Source organism: Chitinophaga jiangningensis (assembly GCF_900142605.1).
Taxonomy (GTDB): Bacteria; Bacteroidota; Bacteroidia; order Chitinophagales; family Chitinophagaceae; genus Chitinophaga; species Chitinophaga jiangningensis.
Map to the genome: position 1 here is coordinate 43,685 of NZ_FRBL01000003.1, position 19,786 is coordinate 63,470.

Annotated in this window: 20 protein-coding genes; 10 read left to right on the top strand and 10 right to left on the bottom strand. The window is 48.3% G+C overall.

Annotated features, from left to right (window positions below):
- Positions 1-185: 185 nt before the first annotated feature.
- Complete coding sequence (locus BUB18_RS07765) at positions 186-767, top strand: dihydrofolate reductase family protein (RefSeq protein WP_073079653.1); 582 nt, start codon at positions 186-188, stop codon at positions 765-767.
- A 51-nt stretch (positions 768-818) separates the two neighbouring features.
- Entirely contained in the window at positions 819-1,511 is a 693-nt protein-coding gene (locus BUB18_RS07770) for a GNAT family N-acetyltransferase (protein WP_073079655.1), read from the top strand.
- A 483-nt stretch (positions 1,512-1,994) separates the two neighbouring features.
- Here BUB18_RS07770 and BUB18_RS07775 read toward each other — a convergent pair whose 3' ends face one another.
- Positions 1,995-2,876 (bottom strand): NmrA family NAD(P)-binding protein, encoded by an 882-nt coding sequence (locus BUB18_RS07775; protein ID WP_073079656.1) that lies wholly within the window; start codon positions 2,874-2,876, stop codon positions 1,995-1,997.
- Between the two features lie 78 nt (positions 2,877-2,954).
- Between BUB18_RS07775 and BUB18_RS07780 the strand changes: the two genes are divergently transcribed.
- Together BUB18_RS07780 and BUB18_RS07785 are read left to right on the top strand one after the other, a co-directional pair.
- Positions 2,955-3,371 carry a winged helix-turn-helix transcriptional regulator gene (locus BUB18_RS07780; RefSeq protein WP_073079658.1) on the top strand — a complete coding sequence of 139 codons (417 nt, stop codon included), beginning with the start codon at positions 2,955-2,957 and terminating at the stop codon, positions 3,369-3,371.
- A 60-nt stretch (positions 3,372-3,431) separates the two neighbouring features.
- Complete coding sequence (locus BUB18_RS07785; protein ID WP_083549559.1) at positions 3,432-4,514, top strand: mechanosensitive ion channel family protein; 1,083 nt, start codon at positions 3,432-3,434, stop codon at positions 4,512-4,514.
- Between the two features lie 60 nt (positions 4,515-4,574).
- On the opposite strand, the gene BUB18_RS07790 is transcribed toward BUB18_RS07785, so the two are convergent.
- Positions 4,575-4,955, bottom strand: a complete 381-nt coding sequence (locus BUB18_RS07790; protein WP_073079662.1) for a YidH family protein — start codon at positions 4,953-4,955, stop codon at positions 4,575-4,577.
- Between the two features lie 111 nt (positions 4,956-5,066).
- On the opposite strand from BUB18_RS07790, the gene BUB18_RS07795 reads away from it, so the two are divergent.
- Positions 5,067-5,822 (top strand): DUF72 domain-containing protein, encoded by a 756-nt coding sequence (locus BUB18_RS07795; RefSeq protein WP_073079664.1) that lies wholly within the window; start codon positions 5,067-5,069, stop codon positions 5,820-5,822.
- A 24-nt stretch (positions 5,823-5,846) separates the two neighbouring features.
- Here BUB18_RS07795 and BUB18_RS07800 read toward each other — a convergent pair whose 3' ends face one another.
- From BUB18_RS07800 to BUB18_RS07810, 3 genes are all read right to left on the bottom strand, one after another.
- Positions 5,847-6,869: an LLM class flavin-dependent oxidoreductase gene (locus BUB18_RS07800; RefSeq protein WP_073079666.1), complete on the bottom strand. Its 1,023-nt coding sequence runs from the start codon at positions 6,867-6,869 to the stop codon at positions 5,847-5,849.
- A gap of 18 nt (positions 6,870-6,887) precedes the next feature.
- Positions 6,888-7,346, bottom strand: a complete 459-nt coding sequence (locus tag BUB18_RS07805) for a DinB family protein (RefSeq protein ID WP_073079668.1) — start codon at positions 7,344-7,346, stop codon at positions 6,888-6,890.
- 87 nt (positions 7,347-7,433) lie between these two features.
- Positions 7,434-8,741, bottom strand: a complete 1,308-nt coding sequence (locus BUB18_RS07810) for a methyltransferase (RefSeq protein WP_073079670.1) — start codon at positions 8,739-8,741, stop codon at positions 7,434-7,436.
- A 112-nt stretch (positions 8,742-8,853) separates the two neighbouring features.
- On the opposite strand from BUB18_RS07810, the gene BUB18_RS07815 reads away from it, so the two are divergent.
- Together BUB18_RS07815 and BUB18_RS07820 are read left to right on the top strand one after the other, a co-directional pair.
- Complete coding sequence (locus tag BUB18_RS07815; protein ID WP_073079672.1) at positions 8,854-10,404, top strand: MFS transporter; 1,551 nt, start codon at positions 8,854-8,856, stop codon at positions 10,402-10,404.
- Between the two features lie 116 nt (positions 10,405-10,520).
- Positions 10,521-11,147 carry an ankyrin repeat domain-containing protein gene (locus BUB18_RS07820; RefSeq protein ID WP_218588010.1) on the top strand — a complete coding sequence of 209 codons (627 nt, stop codon included), beginning with the start codon at positions 10,521-10,523 and terminating at the stop codon, positions 11,145-11,147.
- A 31-nt stretch (positions 11,148-11,178) separates the two neighbouring features.
- Here the strand turns inward: BUB18_RS07820 and BUB18_RS07825 are convergent, their stop codons facing one another.
- Entirely contained in the window at positions 11,179-13,170 is a 1,992-nt protein-coding gene (locus BUB18_RS07825) for a TonB-dependent receptor (protein WP_073079674.1), read from the bottom strand.
- 244 nt (positions 13,171-13,414) lie between these two features.
- Here BUB18_RS07825 and BUB18_RS07830 point away from each other — a divergent pair, with 244 nt between their 5' ends.
- Positions 13,415-14,530 (top strand): hypothetical protein, encoded by a 1,116-nt coding sequence (locus BUB18_RS07830; protein WP_073079676.1) that lies wholly within the window; start codon positions 13,415-13,417, stop codon positions 14,528-14,530.
- A 332-nt stretch (positions 14,531-14,862) separates the two neighbouring features.
- On the opposite strand, the gene BUB18_RS07835 is transcribed toward BUB18_RS07830, so the two are convergent.
- Positions 14,863-15,579 (bottom strand): hypothetical protein, encoded by a 717-nt coding sequence (locus BUB18_RS07835; protein WP_143159869.1) that lies wholly within the window; start codon positions 15,577-15,579, stop codon positions 14,863-14,865.
- A 223-nt stretch (positions 15,580-15,802) separates the two neighbouring features.
- On the opposite strand from BUB18_RS07835, the gene BUB18_RS29615 reads away from it, so the two are divergent.
- On the top strand, positions 15,803-15,952 hold the full coding sequence (locus BUB18_RS29615; protein WP_178372101.1) for a hypothetical protein: 150 nt from the start codon (positions 15,803-15,805) through the stop codon (positions 15,950-15,952).
- A 64-nt stretch (positions 15,953-16,016) separates the two neighbouring features.
- Here BUB18_RS29615 and BUB18_RS07840 read toward each other — a convergent pair whose 3' ends face one another.
- Together BUB18_RS07840 and BUB18_RS07845 are read right to left on the bottom strand one after the other, a co-directional pair.
- Positions 16,017-16,571, bottom strand: a complete 555-nt coding sequence (locus BUB18_RS07840; protein WP_073079680.1) for a GNAT family N-acetyltransferase — start codon at positions 16,569-16,571, stop codon at positions 16,017-16,019.
- A gap of 411 nt (positions 16,572-16,982) precedes the next feature.
- On the bottom strand, positions 16,983-17,423 hold the full coding sequence (locus BUB18_RS07845) for a hypothetical protein (RefSeq protein WP_073079681.1): 441 nt from the start codon (positions 17,421-17,423) through the stop codon (positions 16,983-16,985).
- Positions 17,424-17,586: 163 nt separating this feature from the next.
- Between BUB18_RS07845 and BUB18_RS07850 the strand changes: the two genes are divergently transcribed.
- Positions 17,587-19,065 (top strand): DUF1214 domain-containing protein, encoded by a 1,479-nt coding sequence (locus tag BUB18_RS07850; RefSeq protein WP_073079683.1) that lies wholly within the window; start codon positions 17,587-17,589, stop codon positions 19,063-19,065.
- Between the two features lies 1 nt (position 19,066).
- Here BUB18_RS07850 and BUB18_RS07855 read toward each other — a convergent pair whose 3' ends face one another.
- Positions 19,067-19,783 (bottom strand): SMI1/KNR4 family protein, encoded by a 717-nt coding sequence (locus tag BUB18_RS07855; RefSeq protein WP_073079685.1) that lies wholly within the window; start codon positions 19,781-19,783, stop codon positions 19,067-19,069.
- Positions 19,784-19,786 lie beyond the last annotated feature (3 nt).

The window sequence follows — 19,786 nt, forward strand, 5'->3', positions numbered from 1 at the left end:
CTACATTCAAACAAGCGATGGGAGCAATATTTACCAGGTGTATCGTATACCATTATAAAGGTACGGCTATTTATTGGATGTTGGCGGCGGCAGGCAAATATTGGTTCCCAGGCTGGTACCTTATTTGCGCAATTTCGAACTAAACTTGTAACCGGAAAGTTCTTTATTGAATAAAAACCTCCTGTATGCGAAAACTAATCTCCTTTCAATTCCTCACGCTAAACGGCTATTTTGAGGATGGTAAAGCACATACCGACTGGACCTCGCAGGGCGGGGAGCAGCGGGATTTCGCCCTCTCCATGCTGGAAAAGGAAAACGTACTGCTGTTTGGCCGCATCACCTACGAGCACATGATTGCCTGGTGGCCCACGCCCGCAGCCGCACAAATGGACCCGGAAATGGCCGCCGGTATGAACAACGCCGATAAAATCGTTTTCTCCAACACCTTACAGGCCGCCGCCTGGAAAAATACCACCATCAGCAGCGGGGATCTGATTGAGTCGGTACAGCACCTGAAAAAATCCGCCGGTCCCAACCTGGCACTCCTGGGCAGCAACAGCATTTTAACCCAGCTGGCAGCACATAACCTGGTGGATGAGTTCCAGCTGATGATACATCCGGTAGCTATCGGGAACGGGCATACGCTGATGGGTGGACTGCGGCACCGCATCCCGTTGCAGCTCACCACTACACAGGCTTTTTCCAATGGCGTGGTGCTGCTGACGTACATTCCATCCGGCAAAAATATTCCGGAGGAAGCGAGATGATTTCGGTAAATTCGATACCTCATCGGTATTAAGAATTTAAAGACAGCAACTATGACCCAGGAACAACATCTGCCACTGGATAACCCGGCGTGGCACTCACTTCAGACTATTCAAAGATATTTTGCACAAGGCACCGAAACCGTGCAGCGGTACATGAGTAATGTTTTGCCGTTTATGGCATATAATACAGCGGAATTTTCCGGGCTGGAAGGCCTGCAACCCTGGATTGATCCGGCAGGAGAATCCCTGTTTATCATCGGGGAACTGCCGGCATTGCCTAAAAACTGGGCACTGGAGTCGGAACTGGTGTGCGCACAGATGATTTCTACCAATACTCCTGCCACGCCCACTCACAACGAGGAAGTGATCCAGCTTACGGAGGCAGACAAAAAGGAGATGGTAGATTTTGTGAATGAAGGTCAACCAGGTTATTTTAAAGAAGACACCCCTTCACTCGGGAACTACTATGGCATCCGTAAAAACGGAAAGCTGGTAGCACTGGCTGGCCAACGAATGAAGCTGCCGGGTTACACGGAAGTGAGCGCGGTGATTACCCATCCTGATTACAGAGGTAAAGGCTTTGCGCAACTACTTACCACCGTGGTATGTCGGGATATCTATGCCGCCGGTGATGTGCCGTTCCTGCATGTGGTGAGTAATAATCGCACCGCCATTGGCGTTTACGAAAAAGCAGGGTTTGAAATACGAAGAGAGATTTCCTTCTGGAAAATAAAAGCGGTATAAAAAAATAAGGTAGCGTCTTAGACAAGACGCTACCGTTCCTAAGCATAAACAAATTAGCAATCATCAAAAGTTTATCTGCACTGTTCTAAATGAGAAAGTGAGCTATAAATAATATAACTACAGGAAATCCATTATACGTAAATGGTGAAAATTTAGTTTGTACACACTCGTTACCCCGTCAGTTTTTACAGTTTGATTTACTTCGTTAACCATCTCTGTGAAATGCTACTGATTGCTTTGTTTTCCTCTTATTAAAAATCTTGATGCCACATTTGTTTAATGCTTCGGAAACGGGGCGGATTTTTCATAATACGACGACCGTAAGTTGATAATCATGTGGTTTTACAGTGGTTATGGTCTATTACTAACATGGAAATCAATGGAATGTTTATATGGTTCAAAAAAAATAATTCAGCGTTGTAACAAATAAACCCCAGCAGGTATTTTCTGCTGAGGTTTATTAATGATACCAGGTACTGGCTACTAGCTATTGTATATTGCAGCAAACTCTTTTGCAAAGTCTTCCAGCTTTATTTTTCCGGCTGTAGGGAGATGTTGGTCAAATTCTGACCACAGTATTCCGTTACGCAGCGCCTGACCAATTTCCACAAATCTGCCCGCCATATCCTCAGACATCCCGTTATCCAGCAGGGCTTTTTTCGTGCCTTCATCATCAAAATTTACCCATGGCAGATCTGCTTTGCCAATGGCGCTGCCCAGGGTGGCCGCTATATCAGCCGCCGTGCGGTCGTCGCTGTAGATGTATTTTACAGTAACACCCTCCACCGGTTGTTGCAATGCCTCGGCCACGGTGGCGGCAATTTCTGCCGGGTGTACCAGCACTATACGCGTATCTGCCGGATAGTTGTTGCCAATAATCCCCATATGCCTTACCATCTCCACATTATTTAAGAAATTATAGTAGAAGAATGGAGCCCGCACATGCGTAAGACCGATGCCCGGAATTTTATTTAAGATTTTTTCCGACTGGTGAATGCCGGCAATCGGACCATTGCCACTTGCCAGGTGTGCACCAATGCTGCTCAGGTTAACCACGCGTTTTACGCCCGCAGCGCCAATAGCCTGCGCATAGCTGTTGCCAATATTTACCGCATAGGCAATAAAATCATTGGTGTTAAAAGATGGAGGCGTCATAGTGTACACGGCATCTGCGCCGGAGAAAGCAGTGGTGAGGAAAGCAGTATCTTCCAATGCGCCAATAGCAGCGCTGGCCCCCAGCGCTTCAATGGCTGCCGCCTTAACGGGATTGCTGCTGATGATAGTAACGGCATGGTCGGCAGCGATTAATTGTTTAGCCAGTGGCTGACTGATATTTCCGATAGAGCCTGTGATTACGATTTTCATATGTCTTGTTTTATTTGTTTCACAAAAGTATTTTTATACTTACTTTTGTACAAGTACTTACCCTAAAGTATGTAGGATATGACAGCTATTAAGGAAAGCTCCACCATACAGGAAAATAAGCAGCAGGCCTTTCAAACCTGCCCTGTCACCTTTGTAATGGATAAAATAGGCGGCTACTGGAAGCCGATCATCCTCTTTTACCTGCTCTCTGGCCCTAAACGCTATTCGGAACTGCGCAAGGCCATTCCCGGCATTACGGAAAAAGTATTGATCCAGCACCTTAAACAACTGGAAGCCGATAACCTGCTGATACGCGAAGCCAAACCGGTGGTACCACCTTACGTGACCTACACCTTGTCCGAAGCAGGTGCCGGATTACGAGGGGTGTTACTGGCCATGGCAGAATGGGCCTTTGGCCCCGGCGGTTTGGATGCAGGTGAAATGGGCAAAAGCCTGGACGACTTCCCCGGTGGCGTTAATATCTCCCTACATTAAAATACGGTAAGAATCCGCCGTTAGCAGACCTAACGGCACCATCTTTGTGCGATGCCGCACATGTGGAATAAATTATTAGAAAGTGTAGACCACCTGCCCAGCTTCTTCTGGAATCTGCTACTGGCAGGCATCGCCGTACTGGCCGGATTACTGATTAAAGCATTGTTGTCGTTTTTTATTCACCGTTCTGTTAAAAAATCAGATCGGTTTTCGCTGGTGCACAGTGTACTGCTGCGACTGGGAAAAGCATTCAATTATTTCCTGCCCATCCTGCTGCTGAACATGAGCATTCCCCTGATGCGGCTCCAGCCCCGCTACCAGGAAGCATTGAGCCGTGTCGCTGAAATTGCACTCACGCTTTCCTTTGCAGCCATCGTAATCGGAATCATTCATGTGCTGGAAGATTATATCTACAGCACCTACGATCTGAAGAAATCCAATAACCTCAAAGAAAGGAAGATCCGTACCCAGCTGCAGTTTATCCGTAAACTTTCCATCGGCATCATCCTCGTGGTAACAGCCTGTATCATCCTGCTGAGCTTTGATAGTATGCGCAAACTCGGCGCCGGCTTACTCACAGGCGTGGGTGTGGGTGGTATCATTATTGGTTTCGCCGCGCAAAAATCTTTAGGGAACCTGCTCGCCGGCTTCCAGATAGCCTTTACACAGCCTATCCGTATTGATGATGTGCTGGTGGTAGAAGGAGAGTGGGGAAGAGTGGAAGAAATCACCCTCACCTATGTGGTGGTCAACATCTGGGATCAACGTAAGCTCATCCTGCCCATTAATTATTTCATAGAAAAGCCGTTCCAAAACTGGACAGGCAGCAGTGCTGAAATACTCGGTACCGCTTTCCTGTATCTGGATTACACCGCTCCGATCGACAAGCTTCGAGAGGAATTCGAACGCTATATTGTTACCCATCCGCTCTGGGACAAACGGGTCAAAACCCTCGTGGTCACTAACATTACGGAGCGCACCATCGAGGTAAGATGCCTGATCAGTTCCAGAACTTCCGGTGAGGCGTTTGACCTCCGTTGTGATATTCGCGAGCACATGCTCCGCTTCGTGAAAGAGCATTACCCGGAAAGCCTGCCACTGACCAGGGCCGCGCTGGACAAGAACGAAACCAGTCCTGCATAAAACATTCGAAGCCGCACTGCCGCGGCTCCTTTTTTACTGGTTTGAATTTTGATCTGATTTTTATCGGATGCTATCCACAAGGTACACCAGCAAAAACAGGCTCATTAAAACAATAAAAATGGTGAGGGTAGTTAACAATCCGGCGGTATGATAGTACCTGCCGGATTCCAGTTCTTTTTTTACGTCCTGGTAACGCTTGTAGGAAAGGATGGCAGTGAGCATGCCTACTGCTACTAAAATAATCCCTGCAATGCCGGAATAGCCATGTGAAGGCAACGTCACATCTCTGCCCAGCGCAAGACCTATCTGTTTTACAAACAGGGAGAACTTGACTACTACAAAGCCAAAGGCCATCAGGCCTACGGCCGTGCGTATCCAGGCCAGAAACGTCCGTTCATTAGCCAGGTGATCATTGGGTCCGCCGGGTTTTCCCTGTTCCATAAGCAACTATTTTATACTAAAAGTTACAGAATTTTTTGCTGGTATATCAAACGCACGCATCTTTATTCAATCGTATTACGTATATACATTCAAGCTATTTTTTGATTTTGCATGAGAAAAGGAAGTTATTATACCGGCACCAGCGGGTTAGTACTGCCATACAAGAATAAACAGTTTTACCCTGAGCCACTTAGAGAAAAAAGTCGCCTCGAGGTATACGGCACGCTATTTAATTCCATTGAGATCAACAGCTCCTTCTACAACATCCCTATGCTGAAAACCATGCAGCGCTGGGCTGCCGGCGTTCCTGATCATTTTAAATTCACCTTTAAGCTCTGGCAGGGCATTACACATGTAAGAGACCTGGACTTCAAGCCGGCAGATGTGACCCGGTTTATGGACGTGATTGCTGGTGTAGGTGAAAAGAAAGGATGCCTGCTGATACAATTGCCGCCATCACTACGGGCTGGTGCTTTACAGCGGGTGGAACAACTGCTGGCAGCGGTAAGGGAAGCGGATCCGGAAGGAGCGTGGCGACTGGCAGTGGAGTTCCGCCATCTTTCCTGGTACCGGGAGGAAAGCTACCGGCTGCTCAACGAATTCCAGGCCACCATGGTGGTGCACGATAAAGCAAACGTAGGCTCACCGCTGGAAGATATGGACGCCGATTTCGTATATGCGCGCTTTCACGGCCCGGAAGGGAATTACCGGAGTAGTTACGAGGATAGCTATCTGTATGAATATGCTTCCTATGTGCGCGACTGGCTCCATGCCGGCAAAGATGTATATGCCTATTTCAACAACACCATCGGTGATGCCATCAATGACCTCCGGGTGTTGGAAGCGTATGTACGTGAGCGTGAGTAACGCCCACGTACATACGCAGCAGGATTATCTGACGAGAGGAATAATATCTTTTCCGATCAGGGAGATGGAATTTAGCAGCTTCTCGTGCGACATGTTTGCGTTGTCCATCTGGAAGGTAAGCCTGGAAATGCCACCCAGCGCTTCGCTGTGGCGGAGAATTTTTTCAGCCACCTCCTGCGGACTGCCCACCAGCAAAGCACCGGTAGGCCCTGTCTGGGCATCAAACTGAGCCCTGGTTACAGGTCCCCAGCCACGTTCCTTGCCAATTTTGGTAAACGTTTCTGCATAGCCGGGGAAAAATTCATCCCTTGCCTGCTGGGAAGTTTCGGCTATGTAGCCGAGGGAATGCAGGCCCACCTGTAATTTTTCCGGGGCGTGACCAGCCTTGCGACCCGCTTCGCGGTAAAGGTCGATCAGTGGCCGGAAACGATGGGTTTCGCCTCCAATAATGGCTACCATCAACGGCAGTCCGAGCGTACCCGCCCTGGCAAAGGATTGTGGCGTACCACCCACGCCAAGCCATATAGGAAGTGGTTCCTGTACCGGCCTTGGATAAATGGGCACCCCATTGAGCGGGGCACGGAACTTCCCTTTCCACTGTACCGTTTCGTACTCGCGGATCTGCAGCAGCAGGTCCAGCTTTTCTACAAACAGCTCGTCGTAGTCGTTCAGGTTGTAGCCAAACAGGGGATAGGCTTCCACAAAAGATCCACGGCCAACCACCATCTCTGCGCGGCCTTTGGAAATAATGTCCAGCGTAGCAAAGCTTTGGAACACCCTCACCGGATCGGCCGCGCTCAATACCGTAACGGCGCTGGTAAGCCTGATTTGTTTGGTACGGGCAGCGGCGGCTGCCAGTATCATGGTAGGCGCGGCATCCATAAACTCTTTTCGGTGATGCTCACCGATACCGAATACATGCAACCCCGCCTGATCGGCCAGGTCAATCCGTTGCAACAGGTTTTCCATTTCCCGCATGTCCGCGGCTGCATCATGTGCTTTGCTCTGCGATTTGGTCGCAGCGAAGCTGTCTATTCCTACTTCCATACCTACCTTCTATTTTGATTAAATAAACTTCCTCAGATTATTAATGGCCGCTGTATGCAAGCCATGGTGATAACCGGCAAAAGCAATAGCATCCCCGATGTTGTTGATCACAATACCGCTGGAAAGCGTCATGGGCGTATAGGCAGCAAATTTTCCCTGTTGGTGATCCTCCTGCACTCTCAACAACGCATGTTGCATTTCCTGTTTGATCTTTTCGGTATCCGCTTCGCTCAAAGCGCCTTCAGGCCTGGTGCCCCTGCGGAAGCGCGCAATAAATTGTTCATCCAGATTAGCAGGCCTGCCGGCAGCCTGGTAAAACATGATTTCGTCTGTCACCAGCAGGTGCCCAAGGTTCCAAAGGATGTTATTGTTAAAGCCCTCAGGTACCTTGTTCAGTTGTTCGGTGGAATAAAGGTCAAATAATTTTACGTAATTACTTCTGATGTGGCTGATGATGCCAATATTGGTGGTGATCATAGTGAATTTTTAAACTACCGGTGAAAGTAGTAAAAATTCAAAAGAGCCTCATCCTCCTCACCGACAATTAATAAACAGATTACGCCATTAAAACTGTATGATAAACACATACCACATGGTATTGTTCTGTGAAGTGGCGTGCATGGTATAATGATAGTTCAATACCTGCAATATGCTCAGCACCGGTGCGGTGGGGGCAAAGGAGGCCCAGCTGAACAGCAACCGGCCACCGGGTAAAATAAATTCTTTTGCTTCGGCCAGGAACCGTTGCAGCAGTAGCACAGGAGGATTGCTGATTTGCCAGATATCTTCCAGGATGGGGAGGTTCCCGAATATATAATGATACTTGCCATGGATGTTGTTGAACAGATCGGATTGCACCACGGTGATTTGCTCCTCGTATTGGTGCATGCTCACGTTCAGCCGGGTATTGGCCACTGCTTTGGGGCTAATATCTGCAGCCACCGCTGCTTCAGCCCCGTTACGAACGGCCAGGATACTGATAATCCCGGTGCCGCAGCCAATGTCCAATACCCGGCGGCCCTGCATGTCTGGCAGATGGGTTAACAGCAGGGGGGTGGAATTGGTCAGTTGTCGATCGGGAGAAAATACACCATCCAATACCCAAAGGCGTATATCCTGCAGCGTTATTTCGTAATCGGGGTGGTCCAGGAGGTAGCGCCAGGGCATGATCTTTTTACTGTGAAGGATGATTTTCTGATAGAGCTTAAAAGGCCGCTGGCCTAAGGTTTGACGGAGATAAGTGATAATGTTGTGCTGGTGCAACCTGTATGGCGTTGGATACTGATCGAAAAACAGGGAAAGGGAATGGTATAAGGTTTCATGATCCGGATAATGAATGGCTGCCGGCACGGAAAAGGTTAAGTGGTTTTTGCCGGCCAGCGCACGCATTACCTGTGGGTAAGTTGGCTGATAGTCCCGTTGTATGTTTTGGTAGAAATATTCCTTCAGCGGTCCATAGTCTTCTTCCTGGCCATTGACCACGATGATCAGCATACCGTTTTCCGTAAGGCAGGACAACATTTTATCTATAGCCTCCTGCTTATGCTGGAAGTAATAAAACACATGTGAAGCGATAATAAGATCGTATTGCCGTGACAGTTGTGCTTCCTCCCAGCTGCAGGTAATGACCTGCACCTCCGCCGGCAGCGGTACTCCGTCCGTATTTTTTTCAACGACTGTATAGTGCTGAAAATAGGGTCCCAGCTGCTGATGGAAAACCGGTGTGGTGCCCATGCCTATTTCCAGGCAGGATTGCGGTTTTTCGTGCGCGATTAGTTTACGGATACTGTTGATGATGATGGTTTTTTCATCGGACTGCCGGGTGAACTCGTTGAAGTACTGCTGGTTAAACAAGAGGGAATCAGTGGTCATTGTTTTGGGTATTTACCTTAATTTACTGGGTACGACTGCATTACCCCGGCAGGTAAATGTTCTTGTACCGACAGTGGAACAATTCCTATCGTTCGATGTTCTACATGTCAGTATGGAATCAGTTGCTTTAAACAGTGCGGCCGGGCGCTGGATTATGATATCGGCCATTATGGCCAGCACGATGGCGTTTATTGATGGCACGGCGCTGAATGTGGTGCTACCCTCGTTGCAGCATGCGCTGGATGCCAGCGCTGCAGAACTTTTCTGGGTGCTGAACGCCTATATGCTGATGCTGGCTTCGCTGATATTGATTGGCGGTGCGCTGGGCGACCGGCTGGGTCGCAAGCGTGTATTCATGGCCGGTATTATGGTGTTTATCATTGGATCTGCCTGTTGCGGTTTTTCGGCCACTGCGGCGCAATTAATTGCTTTCAGGGCCTTGCAGGGAATAGGCGGTGCATTTATGATCCCCGGCAGTTTGAGCCTGATATCGGCTACTATCAACGAAAATGAGCGGGGTAAAGCCGTAGGTACGTGGTCCGCCGCAACCACGTTTGTAACGATGGCGGGGCCGCTGCTGGGCGGCTGGCTGGCAGATGCCGGTTGGTGGCGGTATATCTTTTTCATTAATGTGCCGCTGGGGCTGGCGGCGTTGTTTATTTTATGGCGACACGTAGCGGAGAACCGCGATGAGGAAGAAGTGGAAGGCCCGATAGATTACCCGGGGGCGGTGTATATAGCGGTGGGCTTAGCATCGCTTACCTATGGTTTTCTCACGATGCCTACCGCCGGCTGGCAGCATCCAAAAGTTTTTATCACAGTGCTGGTGGGGGTAGTGTTGCTCATTGCTTTTATAGGGAGAGAATCACGCATCCCGTATCCGATGATGTCGCTGCACCTGTTTAAGAACCGCGTTTTTCTCGGTGCGAATCTGCTCTGCTTTTTCCTCTATGCAGGATTAAATGGTGCGATGTTGTTTCTTTCGCTCAACCTGGTGCAGGTGCAGGGGTATTCGCAGTTGCAATCCGGACTTACCTTTCTGCCTTTTTCATTGATGATGATTTTGTTTAGTCGCACCATGGGTGCGCTGGCGGATAAATATGGCCCGCGGTTGTTTCTTACCATGGGGCCGGTGATAGCCGGCGTGGGTATGCTGCTGATGTCCACCATTAAGGAAACCCGTGGTTTTGCTGATTACTTCACTACCTATTTTCCGGGTATTATGATTTTTGGTGCGGGCATGGCCATTACGGTATCGCCGCTCACCGCTGCCGTGATGGGGGCGGTAGGAAAGCAGCTGGCAGGTACAGCGTCCGGCGTTAATAACGCGGTAACACGCATTGCCACGGTATTTTCCACGGCCGTATTCGGTGGCCTGGCCGTGGTATTTTTTTCTGCCTATACCCAACATGCTATCAGTGATATGGGGCTGAGTGCCGCGGAACAACAGCAGGTATTGCAACAGGCTACTGCCCTGGGCGATGCCAGGGTGCCCACAGGTATTGCCCTGCAGGACCAAATAGCTGGCATATACAAGGCCGCGTTCATCAGCACTTATGGCCACGTGTTAAAAATATGCGGGGTACTCGGCATTATTGCCGGCGTGCTGGCATTCATCTACCTAAAAAACAATACGGGCAGTGATAAAAAATACTCCCAATAGCATGGTTTGTACCGATGCAAACAAGGGGTAAGTGTTACTTTTACAGTGAGCCTAATGTACTGGTTATGAAACTGTTTAGATATCTTATTTCTTGTATTCTAATAATTAATCTGAGTATGACTGCATGTTCCCAGGATGAAAGGAGAAGCACTGTCAAAGATCTGTTGACTGCCGCCGCCGACAATGATACAACTACCATTAAATCGCTCTTGCAGGCGAATGCCAAATTGGAAGTGCGGGATAATAAGAAACGTACACCCTTGATGGTGGCTACCTATCATCATCATACCGATGCTGCCGCGCTGCTGATTGCCGCAGGTGCCGATGTGAATGCCCAGGATGATATGTTGAACAGCCCTTTCCTGTATGCAGGTGCCGAAGGATATGTAGATATTTTAAAGCTGTGCCTGCAGGCAGGCGCCAGGTTTGACGTATTCAACCGGTATGGTGGTTCTGCGTTAATCCCGGCCTGTGAAAGAGGGCATGTGGAAGTGGTGAAAACATTACTGGCGGTAAAGGATTTCCCGATTGACCACGTCAATCGCTTAGGGTGGACTGGCTTGCTGGAAGCCATTCTGCTGAGTAATGGCGGGCCTAAACATGTAGAGATTGTGCAGTTGCTGGTGAATGCAGGCGCCAATGTGAACCTGGCGGATGGGGATGGTGTTAGTCCGCTGGCGCATGCACGCAGCAAGGGTTTTACAGAGATCGTCAAAATCCTGGAAAAGGCAGGTGCAAAATAACGGGAAGCGATTTTATCGCTTCCCGCCTTAATTAAAAACTGTACTTCACTGCTGCGTAAAAGTTAGCTGGCGCCTGTACAAAATAGCTCACATTCCCACGGCCGTCTGTTGCGCCGTTATTGTAATAATGTGCGTTCGTCACATTGTTAACGAAAACAGAGAAGGTATAACGTTGCAGGCTATACTGTGCACGCGCATTCAGGAGGAAATACCCATCCAGCTGAGCTGTATTGGCAAAGTCGATGTAAGCGCTGCTCTGGTAGCGGCCTGTTACAGCCAGCACCCATTGCCTGTGATGGTAAGCCACTTCCTGGTTGATGATCAGGCTGGGTGTAAGCACTGGTTTGAACGTAGTTTTATCTTCCTTGATAACACTGTGGTTGTAGGCGCTGTTATTAGTTAAAGTAAAACTTTTACTGAGCTGATAAGTGGCACTGAGCTCCACACCTGTTCTGTAGCTGCTGTTCACATTATTCGTGAGCAGCAGGCCGTTAGGACCTATCTGACCATTGAGCACGATTTCGTTGTGGAAGTTCATGTAATAGCCGTTTAGCTGCAGCGCGAATTTTTCGCATTTAATTTTGAGCCCCAATTCCTGGTCAATTACTGATTCAGGGTCTTTGTTAATAATTGGTTTTCCTGCACTACTATCTATAGGGAGGTCATCATTGCCAGCGAACATGTCGTTGCGGGTGGGCTCCCTGCTGGTTTTGCCGATGCTGTAATAAAAGCTCAGGTGATCGTTCGCTGCAAAATCAATCCCTCCGCGTGGGTTCAGGAACTGCCAGTTGACCTGCGGTAGTCCTACGCTTCCTATATAATCAAACGTTACATACCGGTATTGCAGGTCGCCAAAAAAGGTGAAGCGTTGCAGGCGGTATTCCAGTCGGGTAGAGGCGCTTGCTTCATTTTTGTTGCCGCGGTTGCGGTATAATTCGCCCAGTGCATCATCTTTTCCGAGGTGGCGCCTGGTGTATAAATTAGCGTGTATGCCGGTAGTCCAGCTGAAATGATCATTGTACAGTGTGTAGTTACTGAATATACCTGCAAAGTGGGAACGGAAGTTATAGTGAAATAAATTTCCGTCGGATGCTTCGCCGTAGTAGTTGTTTACATCCATGCCATAGCCGCCATTGAGGTAGGTGTAGTATACGGAGGAGTTGAGTATGCTGTGGTTATTGGGCTGCCATTGATGTTGCACCTGGAGCAGACTTTGCAGAAACTCATCTTTTTCTGCTTTGGTGTTGGCGTTTGTTTTCCTGTTTTTAGCAATCAGTGTATCCGCTACCGGTAGCCAGGCCATGCCGTTTTGCTGGTGGCCGGCCATCAGGTTTACCTTCCAGGTGCTTTTAGGGAGGAAGATGGCGCCGCTTACAAAGGCCGACTGTGAGTTGTTGAATGCGTGATCCTTGTAGCCGTCGGTATAGATTTGTGAGGCTCTTGCATAAAATGCCTTATTGTTTTTTACACCGCTTTTATGTTCCGCAAATGCACGGAAGCTGTTGTAGGAGCCATATCCCAGGCCGAAGGTGGTGGACTGCGGATCTTTCAGGTCCGGCGAAAACAGCTGTACGCTTCCGGCGTAGCTGGCCGCACCATTTTTGGAAGTGCCGGTGCCACGCTGAATTTGTACCGCGCTTAAGGAAGTAAAGAGGTCGGGGTAGTTGGAAAAATAGGCGCCCTGGTCTTCCGGTTCATTTAACGGCATACCGTCCAGCGTCGTATTGATCCTTGTTTGATCGATCCCACGGATACGGTAGTACGAATATCCCTGTTGGTTACCGGCGTCGGAGTAGTTGGTAACAGCCGGTGTGGCGGTGAGCAGAAACGAAGGCTCCTGTCCGGTGTTTTTTTCCCGGATGGATGTCATGTCCAGGTTCTGATAGGTGACAGGGGTGTTTTTTCCTGCCTGGTAGATGACAACGCCATTTAGCTGTCGGCTGCTGTCTTTTGTTTCGGTGTGTTGCGCCTGGAGCTGTTGGGTCAGTACCAGGGCGGGTAATAATAGCAGGTGATTCCTCATTACGTACAGTCGGTCAGGTTATAATTTACTCAATTATTGTAATTTATACACAAATGTAGTAGATTTTTGTTTACCTCCAAAAAATAACGGGCTCAGGATAAGGTGGGTGCTGAAAGTTCACATGACTGTCTGGTGTCGTTATACTTCAGTAGCAGGTTTTAACTTCATATCTCAACCGTAATAACAAAGCAAATCGCCCTATTTGTGTTTGAACCCGATTTATCACATCCCTCAAAAGAATTCCATGAGCCTAAATTCCATTTACCTGGCAGGAGGCGTTGCTGCGCTCCTGCTTTTTGGTGCCTGTACCAAGCAAGTGAAAAACGATGCACAAGATCTGTCTGTAGCCCGCGCCTCCACTGAGGAAGCGGCCCCCGATCCTAACGGCCTTCGTTTACACCAGTTTCTCCGTGCCAACGGTCCGGCACTGGAGCGTTTTGATGTAGTTATGCAGGAAGGCGTAACTGTAAGAACCAAGAGTGGCAAGACCTACAACATTGGTCGTAATGCCCTGGTTAAACCAGATGGTAGTCCTGCTACCGGCACTATCACCCTGTACATTAAAGAGGTGAGTAATGCTGCCGGGATGATTTTCGCGGACAAGCCAACGGCAACCAGTGCTGGTCAGCCGCTGGAATCATTCGGTGAATTTTATGTAGCAGCCAAACAGGGTAGTGTGGACCTGAAGCTGCGCCCCGACAGTGGCGTACGCGTACAGGCCCCGGCGCCAAAAGTAAACGCTGATCGTATTCCGATGTGGAATGGTGATACTACCATTACCATGGATCTCAGCGGTTACAACTACGTGAACCAGTTGATTACCGTAAGTACTACCGTGAGTGCTAACAAAGGTGTTGACTGGACACAGGTAACTAATCCTGCTTCTGCGTTTGCGTTGTTTAATGGTTCAAACGGTACGCTGAATTTCCGCCTCGACAGCTTAATGACCTGGGTCAACTGTGATCGCCTCATGAGCAATCCGAATCCTAAAACCACTGTACTGGGTTATTTTGCATCTAATTACAATCCTGCCACCGGCACCAGCTACGTTGGGGAAGAGCCTACCATGCTGTTTTTCAAGCCGGCAGGTATCAACAGTGTGATTAAATTCTACAACACGATTTTCACACCACCGGCAGGTTTTGAAGGCTTCCTGAGCTATCAGAACAGTATTCCGATTGGCCAGGCAGGTACTTTCCTCGCTATCTCTTCCATCGGTGGTCAGTTTTATGCGGAACAGAAGGATGTAGTGATTCCTGCACCACCTGCAGGGCAGAACTACACTACGTTTACGTTTAATCCCGCTCCGGTAACTTCTGCGCAGTTGATTGCGCTGATTACAAGTATGAATACCAAATAAGGGCAAATTTGAATAGCCGTTAAAGGTTGATTAACGGCTATTTTTTTTCGCGCGGTGGGCCTTCGGCCCTGGCGCGATTTTTTTTTCACGCAAAGCAGCATAAGCAGGTAAGCAGCTAAGGGATTGTGTTTTGTTGTTAAATTCATTTTGTTGTCCACCGAAGGTGGACAATAAAATGAATTGGGAGAGAACTTTGGTCTCTCCCAATTCAAACAAACTTATTCAAACAAACTTATTCAAACAAACTTATTGAACAAACTGCAGGTCTTAGATGCTTACCTGCTTATGCTGCTTTGCGTGAAAAAAGGAAAAGCCAAATTCACCGCTGACCGTTACAACTGCTTCAATACATTTTCCACGAGATGATGATGCAGCCATTTGGCAGCTGCGCGAGTATCCTTATCGCTGGTGCCGCGGCCCGCCACCAGCTCCAGTCCCCAGGTGCGGCCTTCAAATTCAAACAATACTTCTGTTGGTACGGTGGGTTCCACAATCAGCCATATAGCGAAGCTGATATTGCGGAATAAAAAAGTACAATCCCAGGTGAGGTAGTAGAGTTGCTGCTGATAGGGAAGGATTTCGTTGTACTTGCGCGCTTTGCCGGAATAGCGGCCAGTTTCATAGATACCTATTTTTACGGAAGCGCTGGTGTTAGGCATGAGGTAATACATCAGTTTGAGGGCAGGGCGTGGATGATCGCCGCGGCGGCGCAGCACATCTTTAAACAACACCAGCCAGATCTCCTGGATTTCGTGAATGTAATGCAATTCCGTTTTGATATCCACGCCATTGATCCAGACCGTCCATCCGGTGTTTTGGGTGCGCTTAAGGCCAAACTCGCGGCCATCGCTGAGGTGCCGTATAAACTCGCCTGAGCGGTTCCAGGTTTCAAAACCCAGCATAAACAACTCGTTGTTTTCAATAGGGATCGCCTCCATCGCATGGCGCATGGCAGGTAGAAAGGGGTAATGGACTTCTTCAACGCGTATAATATGCCCTTTGTAACGATAATACAGTCCCTCCTTGATATGTTCTAACTCAAGTGGCATAAAGTGTGCTAACAAAATTAGTAATGTCTGAAAAAAGAAAGCCCCCGGTAAGTCTGCTGTTGAGTCTTGAACCGAAGGGCTTTACTTATATGTCTGCGACAAAAATACTAATTTTTTTAGTAAATCCAAGCGCTCGCTTAAAAAAAATAAAATCCCTTTTTTACGTGATTGTTGCCGGGAAGGTATTAGTGTAAATTTAGTATAGAACCTAAATCTGTATTTTATGAAAAAGAAAATCACCACCAGGCTGAAACTGAACAAAATTAAAGTGAGTGCTTTAAACAGTAAAGCTGTACCGCAGGAAAATGCGAAAGGAAAATCACTGGTAACAACACAGTTTATCAGCTGTGGCGCTACCTACTGGGTTTGTTAATAGTTTGACTATTGTTTGTTTCCTGGAACTCCTTCTGCGCCCCCGGTGCAGAAGGAGTTCCGGTTTATTGACGTAACGCCTGGTATTCTGCTTCGGTGAGGCGGTATTGTATTACACTCCTGTATTTTCCTTTGATGCGGTATTCATCTTTCAGCACCGCTTCCTGTATCATGCCGGCTTTCTGTAATACCTTTCCGGAGGCTGGATTTTCGATGAAGTGATTGGCGAAAAGTTTATTGAAGTGAAGGGTGTTGAACCCATAATCCAACACAGCCTGTAGCGCTTCCGACATGAGGCCCTTGTTCCAGAAAGGCTCTCCCAGCCAGAATCCAATTTCTGCTTTATTGTGTTCCTGTTTTACATGCAGGCCTATTGCCCCGATGAATTCATTACTTTCCCGTAGAATGATAGCGAAGATGTATCGCTCGCCTGAACGGTATCCCTGTATACTAAAGCTGATCCAGTTCACTGCATCATCAATGGTGTAAGGGTAGGGCAGGGTGAGGGTGTTCTCAGATATCCGCCTGTTGTTGGCGTATTTCACCATGGCAGGGATATCTTCAGTGGCTACTCTTCGTAAAATCAGTCTGTCAGTAGTTAATTGCGGGAAAGCCTTCATGCCGGGTTTTTTGATTTAAAATGCAGATAGGAGTACTAAGATATTAAAAACGAGGGAGTAATCACAGCAAAGCTGCCAGAAAAATATACCGGGAAGGAATAAACGTAAAGCCTGCGAAGTGTTTTTACATGGGGACAGCAGGGTGAAATAATTTAAATAAACAAATACACACAGTGCTTGTTAATGAGAATAAACCGACCTGTGCGAGAATCATGACGCCACGCCCAGTCGCAATAGACAGGGTTGATAAGGGCCGTCCGACGGTGCATTCCGCAGTGGAGCAAAATGGAAGAGCTGAACAAGGTGCTGGATTCAAAGTTGCAACCACACCCACCAGGCGGATGAATTAATCCGGGATGTAGGTTTGTTTTATATGAATGACACCATTGCCATTGCAATGGCACTTTTTTTTTATGATTTATTGGTGCGTAAAATCCCTTTAAGGAGATGGTAAACAAACAATAGCTGGAGTGCAAGAAAGGCTACAGTGCAGCTTAGTACGGATACCTGGAAAAACGTTTGCCAGCGATTATACACCTCCATGCTGGGAGCAGTAACTACTTTTTGCTGCGCACTTTCCCAGAGCATTAATCCGATTATGGATAACAGCATAGCCACGGTACCGTATATATGTATCCGGCTTAGCCTGGCGGAATACAGCCAGTGATGCACCAGCTGGTATAACAACCATGGTAGCACGAAGAATATAGCCCCGGCTCCAAATACCAAACCATAGGTAAGCACATAGTAAGTGTCGTCGAAATGCAGGTAAAACTGATCCGCACGGAACATAAAGGCAACAGATACCAACGCAATCGATATTAAAAGAAACAGGTGCCAGGGTTTATTCATGCAAATTCGTTTGTACTGTAAATTATTATTTTTCCCCATAGGTGCAACATTCATTTCGATCGTTTGTTATAAAACGTTGCATTGTTATCTCCCAAAATAATATTCCTGAGCCGGATTCAGCGATCATCATCTGTAACAATTCTATTCAAACAAAACGTTCATTATGATCAGGATGTTGATTCCTGCTGTTTCGGCCCTTTTACTGGCAGGATGTTCTAACCAGACTTCCGTAAAAACGCCTGATGGCACCACTACAGATTCTACCGCCACCGGTTACGAATTTAATGGCGGGTATCCCACCAAAGCCACTATTCAGAAAGCTTATGATGATGCTGATCTGGTAAGAGCTATAGCAGCATATAAGTTTTTCTATCCCACCGTTTCAGGAGAAGCCATCTTAAAAGGCAACCTGGATATAGGGATCATTCCCAATAAAATAGTAGGTAAGCTGGACACCAAGCCGCAGCAGATCGGTTATACGCTGAATTCCGATACCCCCTATGGTCCCTTTCTGCTGGACCTCAGTCAGGGACCGATGGTGGTGGAAGTGCCGCCAGGCCCATTGATTGTGGTAGCCATGGATGTAAACCAGCGCTGGGTAGCGGATATGGGTATACCCGGTCCGGATGCAGGAAATGGCGGGAAGCACCTCATTTTGCCGCCGGATTACAAAGGAGAAGTTCCTGCCGGCTATCATGTATGGAAAGCCAGCTCTAATAACCTTACAGTGGGTATAAGGGCTTTGCCTGTTGCGGGAGATGTAGATGATGCCATGAATCGCCTCGGCACGGTTAAATTACGGCCGCTGCATCCCGGTGCCGACTGGAAAGAACCGCAGATACTGGACCTTACAGGCAAACCGCAGAATACTACGCCAGCCGAATACGAAACGAGTCTTAAATATTGGGAAGTACTCCACGGCGTAATTGACCGCGAGCCTGCTTACGCTGGTTACAGGGATTACTATGGAGAACTGGCCGTCCTGGGAATTGTAAAAGGTAAGCCCTTTGCGCCGGATGCCCGTATGAAAGGTATTCTTGAAAAAGCCGCCAAAGTTGCCAATGCGCAAATGCGCGTGCAGTCATTTGCCGACAGACGTCCTGACGCTGTTGTGTGGAAAGACCGACAGTGGGAATGGGCAGGGTTACGCCCTGAAAACGGTGATTTTGATGCGGCCAGCTATGTAGATCTGGATGCAAGAGAAGTATGGTTTTATCAGGCCATCGGCGCTTCTCCGGCCATGTTTCGCAGGCAGGCAGGTGGAGGTTCCGTGTATTGGCTCGCTACTAAAGATAAACAGGGTGAATACCTGGATGGTGGCAAAACGTATAAGTTGACTGTACCACAGCCTGTACCGGCTAAGCTGTTTTGGTCAGTAACGGTGTATGATGCTGAAACCCGCAGCCAGGTGCTCACGGACCAAAACAAAGCAGCACTCCGTTCCATGTTTGAGTTAAAAGACCTGGCAGGTAATCCAAATGCAGAACTCTACTTTGGGCCCACAGCACCTGCCGGTAAAGAAGCACAGTGGATCAAAACCATTCCGGGTAAAGGCTGGTTCGTTTATTTCCGTGTATACGGTCCCGAAGCCAAAGCCTTTGACGGCAGCTGGAAACCGGCTGATTTCGAAGAAGTGAAATAACCTAATTGTCTGCCCGGAACTCCGCAGCAGCACCCATACGTTGAAGCTGAAGGATGATAGGTTTGAGATGGAGGAGGTAACCTTGTTTATAGGTTATCTCCTTTTTTTTGCTCAGCTCGAGGGCCTGAACATTCGTGATACGAAGGGTTTCCTTCAGTAGCTGAATCAGCTTCATTTTATTTGCGCCCAGGTCTGTAATTACAATTCTGCCGGCAATCCATTCGCTCATGTCCACCGGAGTAGATTCCTCCGGTTCTTGCTCCCGATCCTGCGTGTTGGCGTACACTTCCTGCCACAGCTCATTATGCTCCACATCCACCTGTTCACGCAGGTAGGCCAGGGTAGCTTCCTGATCATCATACCGTTTTTCCAGTTCCTGCATAAGCTGTATAAATTGTGCAGCACTGGATGCTACCGGTACTGCATCCCAACGGCCGGCGCCATGCGGTGCATAATACACCGGATAGCCGGTATCGCTTTCCGTGAAATCTACAAAAAACGGGTCATCCATGCCATTTAGTGCGATGGTATACCAGCCGGGCTGCCATTGTCCGGATGCTGTACCGGTAAGATCCTCGCCGGTATGGCCGTGCGTACGGAAGCCCGCCTGCAGCGACTCAAAAGTCTCCACAGCAGGATAGTAAGCTGGCAGGCATATATCGCCCGGGCATATCGCCGCGGTGAGTATTTCCTGAATGGAAGCGGGTAGCTGCGTCATGGT

Bases quoted from the DNA above. Each gene is read 5' to 3' on its own strand.
- BUB18_RS07765 (WP_073079653.1), top strand. From the start codon at position 186: ATGCGAAAACTAATCTCCTTTCAATTCCTCACGCTAAACGGCTATTTT.
- BUB18_RS07770 (WP_073079655.1), top strand. From the start codon at position 819: ATGACCCAGGAACAACATCTGCCACTGGATAACCCGGCGTGGCACTCA.
- BUB18_RS07775 (WP_073079656.1), bottom strand. From the start codon at position 2,876: ATGAAAATCGTAATCACAGGCTCTATCGGAAATATCAGTCAGCCACTG.
- BUB18_RS07780 (WP_073079658.1), top strand. From the start codon at position 2,955: ATGACAGCTATTAAGGAAAGCTCCACCATACAGGAAAATAAGCAGCAG.
- BUB18_RS07785 (WP_083549559.1), top strand. From the start codon at position 3,432: ATGTGGAATAAATTATTAGAAAGTGTAGACCACCTGCCCAGCTTCTTC.
- BUB18_RS07790 (WP_073079662.1), bottom strand. From the start codon at position 4,955: ATGGAACAGGGAAAACCCGGCGGACCCAATGATCACCTGGCTAATGAA.
- BUB18_RS07795 (WP_073079664.1), top strand. From the start codon at position 5,067: ATGAGAAAAGGAAGTTATTATACCGGCACCAGCGGGTTAGTACTGCCA.
- BUB18_RS07800 (WP_073079666.1), bottom strand. From the start codon at position 6,869: ATGGAAGTAGGAATAGACAGCTTCGCTGCGACCAAATCGCAGAGCAAA.
- BUB18_RS07805 (WP_073079668.1), bottom strand. From the start codon at position 7,346: ATGATCACCACCAATATTGGCATCATCAGCCACATCAGAAGTAATTAC.
- BUB18_RS07810 (WP_073079670.1), bottom strand. From the start codon at position 8,741: ATGACCACTGATTCCCTCTTGTTTAACCAGCAGTACTTCAACGAGTTC.
- BUB18_RS07815 (WP_073079672.1), top strand. From the start codon at position 8,854: ATGGAATCAGTTGCTTTAAACAGTGCGGCCGGGCGCTGGATTATGATA.
- BUB18_RS07820 (WP_218588010.1), top strand. From the start codon at position 10,521: ATGACTGCATGTTCCCAGGATGAAAGGAGAAGCACTGTCAAAGATCTG.
- BUB18_RS07825 (WP_073079674.1), bottom strand. From the start codon at position 13,170: ATGAGGAATCACCTGCTATTATTACCCGCCCTGGTACTGACCCAACAG.
- BUB18_RS07830 (WP_073079676.1), top strand. From the start codon at position 13,415: ATGAGCCTAAATTCCATTTACCTGGCAGGAGGCGTTGCTGCGCTCCTG.
- BUB18_RS07835 (WP_143159869.1), bottom strand. From the start codon at position 15,579: ATGCCACTTGAGTTAGAACATATCAAGGAGGGACTGTATTATCGTTAC.
- BUB18_RS29615 (WP_178372101.1), top strand. From the start codon at position 15,803: ATGAAAAAGAAAATCACCACCAGGCTGAAACTGAACAAAATTAAAGTG.
- BUB18_RS07840 (WP_073079680.1), bottom strand. From the start codon at position 16,571: ATGAAGGCTTTCCCGCAATTAACTACTGACAGACTGATTTTACGAAGA.
- BUB18_RS07845 (WP_073079681.1), bottom strand. From the start codon at position 17,423: ATGAATAAACCCTGGCACCTGTTTCTTTTAATATCGATTGCGTTGGTA.
- BUB18_RS07850 (WP_073079683.1), top strand. From the start codon at position 17,587: ATGATCAGGATGTTGATTCCTGCTGTTTCGGCCCTTTTACTGGCAGGA.
- BUB18_RS07855 (WP_073079685.1), bottom strand. From the start codon at position 19,783: ATGACGCAGCTACCCGCTTCCATTCAGGAAATACTCACCGCGGCGATA.